The sequence below is a fragment of the Anaerolineae bacterium genome (assembly GCA_016931895.1).
In the GTDB taxonomy this organism is placed as follows: domain Bacteria; phylum Chloroflexota; class Anaerolineae; order 4572-78; family J111; genus JAFGNV01.
In genome coordinates, this window is record JAFGDY010000202.1 from 1 (window position 1) to 7,462 (window position 7,462).

Genomic DNA, 7,462 nt, shown 5'->3' on the forward strand with positions numbered 1-7,462 from the left:
CCGTTTGGGGCAAAGACGATGCTTCTGATCCAATTGTTATGCCCGCTGAGGGTGAATTGTTCTGTCCAGCCAGCAGTTTCCCACACCTTGATCTCCATCCCGGCCACCCCGGCCATGGCCGCCAGCAGCTTTCCATCCGGTGAAAAGGCCACCGGCCCGGCAGAACTGCCGGCGGGGATGGTGCGTAGTTCCTCGCCGCTGTCCACATTCCACACCTTCACCGCGCCGCCGACGGTAGCGGCCAGCAGGCGGCCATCCGGCGAAAAGGCAATGCGCGCGGCGCTTTCGCTGCCGGGGAACGAAAGCAGTTCGCCGCCGTCCGGCGTCCACACGGTCACATCCTGGCCGGCCATGAAGGCTGTCGCCACCATCTGTCCATCCGGCGAAAAGACCGCGTCAAAAACCCAATCGCTGCCGGAGAGGCCCGGCCGTTTTGTGAAATCATCAGTGCGGTAGAGGTGCAGGCCGGTGGAGGCCACGGCCAGCAGGCTGCCGTCCGGCGACCAGACCACCCGTTTAACCCACCGGCTGTCGAGCCGGGCAATTGTTTCGGCCTGAACGGCGAGAGGCGGGGGCGCAGGAGTCCAGGTGGGAGATGGCGTATTGGGGGGTGGGGGCAGCGGCGTATCTGTTGGAACCGGCGTTTGGATGGGGGTGGCGGTTGGCTCAACCGGCGCAGATGTGTTCGTCGGAACAGGAGGAATGGTAGCAGAAGCGGTTGGCTTAACCGGTTCGGTGAGGTCCGGCAGGGCTGCCGTTTGGGCGGCGGTTGGCGGAGCACTCCCGGCCGATGCTTCTTCTTGAGCCGGGGTCTGGCCCGCTGCCATTTTGAAGATGGAGCCGGTGGCCCGGTCGGCCATGTAGAGATAGCCATTGCGCCAGGCCAGGCCTAGCGGCGCGGCAATTTCCTCAACCACCGCTGCCGGCGTGCCGTCGCCGTTAAGCCGCCAGACGGTACCCTGGCCCGCGTCGCTCTCTTCGGGGTCATACCCCGCCACGTTTGAGGACAGGTAAATTGTTCCACCGCTATCAACCGCGCCGCCCCACAAATGTTGCCCGGCAAACGGCTCGCCAACCCGATTCAGGCTGTCATCGGCCAGACTCACCTGAAACAGCGTGTCCGTTCCGAGGAAGTAGAGGATTGAACCGGAACCGATGACAAGGCCGCTGCCGCTTTCTTTCAACGGTATCCCGTCAGCTTTGATCGCCTTGACTTTATTGCCCGCCGTGTCTTTTACGGCAATCACTTCCTGCGCTAACATATCCGGCTGCTCGCCGACGGTCAGCGCGGTGATAAAGTTTTTGTTGTCGGTGCTCAACGCCCGGTCCGGGCCGGAAGTGATCAGATAAAGCCGCCCGGCGGCGGCATCCCAGGCAACGCCTTGCGAAAGGTGCTCTTTTTCCATTAAAACACTCAGATGCGCATTGAGGTACAGCTTGGTCACGGTCCCCTGCGGCGACACAACAAACCCCGCGCCGTGTTTGCGGCTGGTAAGCCAGATATTGCCCCAGCCATCAACGGCCACATTGGCCAATGAACGGGCGTGCGCGGCCAGGCCGACGTTCGAGAGCACGTCGCCTTGATCAATAATCTCGGCAAAGCGGTCTTTGTTGCCGGCTGAATCAATCTTCCACAGCACGCTCCGGTCGCCGTCGGTGCCGGGAGCGTACAGGTTGCCGGCGTTGTCAAAGGCCAGGCCGTAAACATTGCCCAGTCCGGCAGCAAAAACAACCGGTTCGGCCGGCGGTTCAGACACCGGATCAAGACGGTTTTGGCCGGTTCCGCCCAGAATGCTGCATGCCAGCAAGGCAAACAGCAAGACGACAAAAAAGAAAATAACGGGTTTGGGGGTTCTCATCAAAGCTACTCCTTTCGGTAAACGGTATGTCAAAAAACTTACCACCAGTATACCGCCCTGACGAACAATTTGCTTGACACCATCCGGTTAACCGGTCAACAATGGTCAACAAACAAGGTACAATTTTGTTGAATTGCTCCGTCGCTGCGTTGAACTTTAAAGAACTGTGCTATAATGAGCTTGAGGTGCCAACCCAATGACCCTATTTTACAAAGAAGCAAGTTTTCCGGCAGATTACCGCGAGGCCGAAGTGGGGCAAATCATGAACGCCCTCTACAAATTACGCAGCATTGCCCTCAACGGCCTGGCCGGTATGGGTAAATCAAATGTGGTCCGCTTTGTGGTTTCTCATCCCCAAGTAAAGCCCCGCTACCTCAAAGAGCGGCCAGCCAATTTTGTCTTTATCCATCTTGATTGCGCCGGGTTGGGGGACGGCAGCGAGATAGAGCTTTTGAGCGAGCTGCTGCTGCAATTGCGCGCCACTGTCTCCACCCCAAGCGATGCCCCGCTCCCCGCCGACGGGCGCAACTTGCGCCGGGCGTTGAAAGAGCAGCTACTGGCCTTGCCGCCCGCGCTGACGCCGGTGGTGGCTTTTGATTATTTTGATGAGGCGGCCGCGGCAACAGACCACACTTTTTTTAACTACCTGTTTTTCCTCCGCAATTGCCGGCCGCAGGGGAATCTGGCTTACATTTTTGTCACGCGCCGGCCCGTTGGATCCTTTTTTGAACTTCACGAGTTGCTTGATGAGACCTGTTTCATCGGCCCGCTTAACACCAAGGATGCGCTGGAATCTTTGCAGCGGGACGAGGCGCGACTGGGCCATACCTTCGATCCCTACCAGCGAACCCGATTGCTCGATTGCACCGGCGGCCATCCCGGCTTTTTGAAAAATGCCATCGAATTAGCCGCCGCTTCGCTTGATTTGCGCCGGCCCGAGGAGACACTCGCCCGGCAACTGCTCCAGTGGGATAACATTAAACGATTGGCCGAAGAACTGTGGGCCGACCTGACTCCGGCTGAGCAGGAAACGCTGCTTGCCGCGGCCCAAAACCCGCTGCCTGCCGCCTTGCCGGAAACCGTTCTGTTGGAACGTTTCGGCCTGCTCAAATTGCACCAGGGGCGATTGGTTATTTTTTGTCCGCTGTTTGCTATGTTTATCCGGCAATTCAAAGCGCCGCCAAGCGGCGCGGTGCAGATTACGGCCGTGTTTCCCAATCAGGCCTGCCTTAAAACCGCCGCCGGAGAAGAACAACTGACGCTGCCGCCGCTGCTCTTTGCCCTGTTGCTGGCTTTTGCCCAAAGCAGACCGGCTGAGATTTTGCCCACCGATAGTTTGGTCACCCAAATTTACGGCCCCGAAGCTGCCGGCGTGTCAAATGCCGCGTTGTCGCAACTGGTCAAACGCCTGCGCGAGGCGCTGGACCCGCCCATTCGGCTGCTGCTGGACGACCCTACTTTTAGCTGCGTAGAGACTATTCGAGACGTGGGCTACCGGCTCACAGCCGGCTGCACAGCATCCCCGCCGCCATAAACGCGTATCGTTTTTGCCGGCGCTCGTGGGGTTTGCCGGCAAACTGGCCCGGATCATAGTAAACGACCGGCAGCGTGGCGTGCAGCAGCCCCCAGTAGTAAGGGCGCAGGTCGGCAAGATCGGCCAGGTAAGGGGCGGCCCGGCGGCGAATGGCTCTGATGACGCGCCACGCTTGGGCAAATTGCGCTTCAGCCAAAGCCGGATTCGACAACTCAAGTAAGGCCATACTACCGAGCATCAATTCCTGTTCGAACAAAATCGCCCTTTCCAGATCGCTGTCATTTTCTAATGTGGTGAGCATAAATTTCACATCCGCTTCAAGGCGGCAGAAATCGCGCAGGGTGTGTCCCCGGTCGGCTGCAACGGGAATATTTTCGCGGGCCGCTTCGGCGGCGCGGGCGGCCGACAGGCCGTTGCCGGTATGCGAAAAATCAATGAACCAGGGCAGAACCGGTTCGCCGGATTGTCCCCTCTCAAACAGGATGTTGCGGGCGTTGAGATCGCCGTGGATGGTGGAACGGTGCAGCGGTATGGGGTTGGTTAAGGCAGGCTGGCGCTGCAAAAAGTCAACCGGATCGCGCCAGGGAATCGTTCCGCCAGGGCAGAAGTTGGGTCTTAAATTCGGATCGGTTTGGCTTTTGGAGAGATGCAGGCGTTGGCGGTAGGGGTCATCTTGGTCCAGTAGCCGCTCAACCTGTTCAATTATAAGCTGTTGTTTTTTGAACAACAGATGATATTCGCGCCGGGGATCAACCGGCTCCACCTGCCCTTGCCGGTACCACGCTTGTTCTAACGGCGCAAAAATTTCTTCGATGAGCGCCGCCGCGTGGTTAGCCGGAAGGTTGTGGTAGAGTTGGGCAAAGCTTTGCACCGAGTCGCCCAGCCCCAGGCCGGCATATTCATAGGCGATACCGGCGGTATCTTCCAGCCGGGCGTGTCGAAGAAAGCGGGCAGCGCGGCCAAGACAGCCTAAAACATAGCGGTGGAATTTCTGGTCTTCGCTCAATATTTCAGCCCGCTCACCGAGTTTGACTACAAAGGTATGCGGCAAGAGAACGCCGCTTTCCTTATATTGCAGCCTGGCTAAAAGCGTGGCGCTGCCCCCATGACCGCCCGGCAACGGGCTTAGCTGCACCAACCGCACAGCGGGGGGCGCTTTGAATAGGGTCTGGACCAACGCCAAAAATTCGGGCCGGTTTAAATGCCGAAACCCGTCAACAAGGGGTATCTCGCCGGCGGAGAGGCGTGGGGCGCTACGGGCAGCCACTTCCGGTCTGGTTTCAGTGAGAGATTTTTTGGCCCGGCAGAGTCGCCACCATAAAGAAAAGGCCAGCCCTTCAACAAACAGGAGCAAGCCCATCAGCCCCAGCACAACCCAGGCGGCAATGGGCACATCAAAGAAGCCGTAATCGGCGGCGTTGAACAGGATGACAATCACTACCGCAACACTGGTTGCCATTGAGATCAAAAAAATCCCCGCCAGGATTGGCAGGTCGCTGTTGCGAAAAATATCCTTCAACAAGCAGTGGCTGCTATTCTTTTGCTCAACCAGCCAGTTGGTGAGGCTTTTCATCGGCCGGCCCTCTGAACGACTGATAATTTAGATTATCACGTTTTGAAGTAATCGGGGGCGCTGGTATGATTTGACCCATCCATTTTACCACAAAATGAATTGGATGTGGATGATTTGCTGGCCGTGGTGCAGGGTAAATTGTTGGCTGCCGATTTGTGTGCTTCAAAGGTCAGTGTTCGCCGGCCTTTTTTTAATTCAATTTCAAATACGTTGCAGGCATATCAAAGTGTGATAAAATGGAAAAGTGAATTTTTTGTCGAAAAAAAGTTCCTCTCGACCAAGTTAATGCAAATATCAGCCTGATGCTTTGAGATTGGGCCAGTCTCAAAGACTGGCCCAATCTAGCTACATTAGCCCAAAGCAAAATCACTCACCAAAGAAAAATGCCAACCATTGCCACTCAACTTAACCAACTAAATCACCTCCTCCCTACTCTCCCCCAACAATACCATCGCCTTCTTCTCATCACCGGACCCCACGGATCGGGCAAAACGCGCCTACTTAAGGGACTGAGCCAACAGGACATCCCCTACCTCAATCTCAACCTGCACTTCAGCCAGAAACTCCTTGACCTGACCACCAAAGAGCGTCCTTTACGAGTACGACGAATCTTAGCCCAGATCATCAACGATCAGCCGGAACCGATGTTAGCTCTGGATAACATTGAACTGCTTTTTGAACCAGGCTTGCACCAGGATCCGTTGGCTTTGCTGCAAGAACTCAGCCGCAACAAAGCCCTGGTGGTGGCGTGGGGCGGAACTTACGATGAACAAAGTCGGGTTTTGACCTACGCCGAACCAGGTCATCCCGAGTATCGTCGCTATGAACGACCGGATGTTGTTATCGTGACAATGTGAAGTGTGAGCGTGAAACGTGATGCGTGAATTCGTGTTGCGTGCTTCATGGATCAAATCACGCAATACGCAATACGCACCATCTATAAACCCAAAACCTGTCCTGAGCACAGTCGAAGGATCGTAAATCTAAATCGAGAAGGGAATCACCTATGAAGTATCGTGATCTCGTTCAATTTGACCCCATTGAAACCGTGGTTCAACTCCGCGCCGCCGACGAACGTTCAGAAGCGGAGCGGCTTGTTCGGACCTATGTTATTTCTAACCGTATGGCCGAATTGTTGGAACGGTTGGTCATTCCCCAATTGCAGCATACCGATCCGGCCGATAATCGCGGCCTGTTCATTGTCGGCAATTATGGTACCGGTAAATCTCACTTAATGGCGGTACTGAGCGCCGTTGCTGAACATGGCGAGTTAGCCCCTCACCTTACCCACGCCCACGTGGCCGATGTGGCCCAGAAAATAGCCGGGCAATTCAAGGTGGTCCGAGCAGAAATTGGCACCACTACGATGCGCTTGCGCGACATTCTGCTGGGTGAGTTAGAGCTTGCCCTGGCTGAGATGGGCGTTGATTACACCTTCCCCGCCATTGATCAGGTTCCCAACAGCAAAGATATGTTGATGGAAATGATGGAGGCCTTTGACGCGCAGTACCCCGGCCAGGGCTTGTTGTTGATTGTGGACGAGTTACTGGAATATCTGCGCTCCCGGCAGGATCAGGCGCTGGTATTGGACTTAAGCTTTTTGCGAGAACTGGGCGAAATCAGCCGCAATACGCGTTTTCGTTTTGTGGCCGGTATTCAGGAATCTATCTTTGACAGTCCCCGCTTCCAATTTGTGGCCGATGCCGTGCGCCGGGTAAAGGACCGCTTTGAACAAATCCGCATTGCCCGCGAGGACGTGGCCTTTGTGGTGGCCGAACGCCTGCTGAGAAAAGACGACCGCCAAAAGAGCCGCATCCGGCAACACCTGACCCAATTCACCCCGCTATACGGCCACATGGCTGAAAAAATGGATGACTTTGTCCGTCTCTTTCCGGTACACCCGGCCTTCCTGGAAACTTTCGAGCGCATATACGTGGCCGAAAAACGAGAAGTGCTGAAAACGCTCAGCCTCGCCATGCAGGCGCGGTTGGATCAGGATGTGCCGCCCCAGGAACCGGGTTTGATCGCCTACGATTCCTACTGGGAAACCTTGCAGGATAATCCCTCTTTCCGGAGCGTGCCGGAGATCAAAGAAGTCATTGACAAGAGCCAGGTGTTGGAAGACCGGGTGAGCCACGCTTTGGCCTCGCATGCCTACAAACCGGCGGCGTTGCGTCTCATCCACGCCTTGAGCATTCACCGGCTGACCGTTGGCGATATCTACGCCCCGCTGGGCGCTACCGCCGAAGAATTGCGCGACGACCTGGCCCTGTATCTGGAGGGTTTACCGGAAGCCGACGCCGATTTTCTGCGCAGCAGCGTAGACTCGGTCCTGCGGGAGATTGTAAAAACTGTCAGCGGGCAATTCATCAGCTTCAATCCTGAGAATAGCCAGTATTACCTGGATTTAAAAAAGGATATTGATTTTGGCTCGCTCATTGAGCAGCGGGCCGAAAGCCTGGATGACAACCAACTGGATCGTTACTATTTTATGGC

The 7,462-nt window shown here is 56.1% G+C and carries 5 protein-coding genes; 3 read left to right on the plus strand and 2 right to left on the minus strand.

Annotated elements, in window-relative coordinates:
* The coding region (locus tag JW953_14755; protein ID MBN1993957.1) for a hypothetical protein at positions 1–1,859 on the minus strand (1,859 nt) is incomplete at its 3' end.
* 196 nt (positions 1,860–2,055) lie between these two features.
* Between JW953_14755 and JW953_14760 the strand changes: the two genes are divergently transcribed.
* The gene (locus JW953_14760) at positions 2,056–3,393 is read left to right on the plus strand and encodes a winged helix-turn-helix domain-containing protein (GenBank protein ID MBN1993958.1); all 1,338 of its coding nucleotides are present in this window, start codon (positions 2,056–2,058) and stop codon (positions 3,391–3,393) included.
* Here the strand turns inward: JW953_14760 and JW953_14765 are convergent.
* The gene (locus JW953_14765; protein MBN1993959.1) at positions 3,359–4,966 is read right to left on the minus strand and encodes a hypothetical protein; all 1,608 of its coding nucleotides are present in this window, start codon (positions 4,964–4,966) and stop codon (positions 3,359–3,361) included. The two genes, JW953_14760 and JW953_14765, sit on opposite strands and share 35 nt — an antisense overlap.
* A gap of 383 nt (positions 4,967–5,349) precedes the next feature.
* On the opposite strand from JW953_14765, the gene brxF reads away from it, so the two are divergent.
* Both brxF and JW953_14775 read left to right on the plus strand, forming a co-directional pair.
* Complete coding sequence (gene brxF / locus JW953_14770) at positions 5,350–5,823, plus strand: BREX-3 system P-loop-containing protein BrxF (protein ID MBN1993960.1); 474 nt, start codon at positions 5,350–5,352, stop codon at positions 5,821–5,823.
* Positions 5,824–5,972: 149 nt separating this feature from the next.
* Positions 5,973–7,462: ATP-binding protein (locus JW953_14775; protein MBN1993961.1), on the plus strand; the 1,490-nt coding region annotated here is incomplete at its 3' end.

Bases quoted from the DNA above. Each gene is read 5' to 3' on its own strand.
- JW953_14760 (MBN1993958.1), top strand. From the start codon at position 2,056: ATGACCCTATTTTACAAAGAAGCAAGTTTTCCGGCAGATTACCGCGAG.
- JW953_14765 (MBN1993959.1), bottom strand. From the start codon at position 4,966: ATGAAAAGCCTCACCAACTGGCTGGTTGAGCAAAAGAATAGCAGCCAC.
- brxF (MBN1993960.1), top strand. From the start codon at position 5,350: ATGCCAACCATTGCCACTCAACTTAACCAACTAAATCACCTCCTCCCT.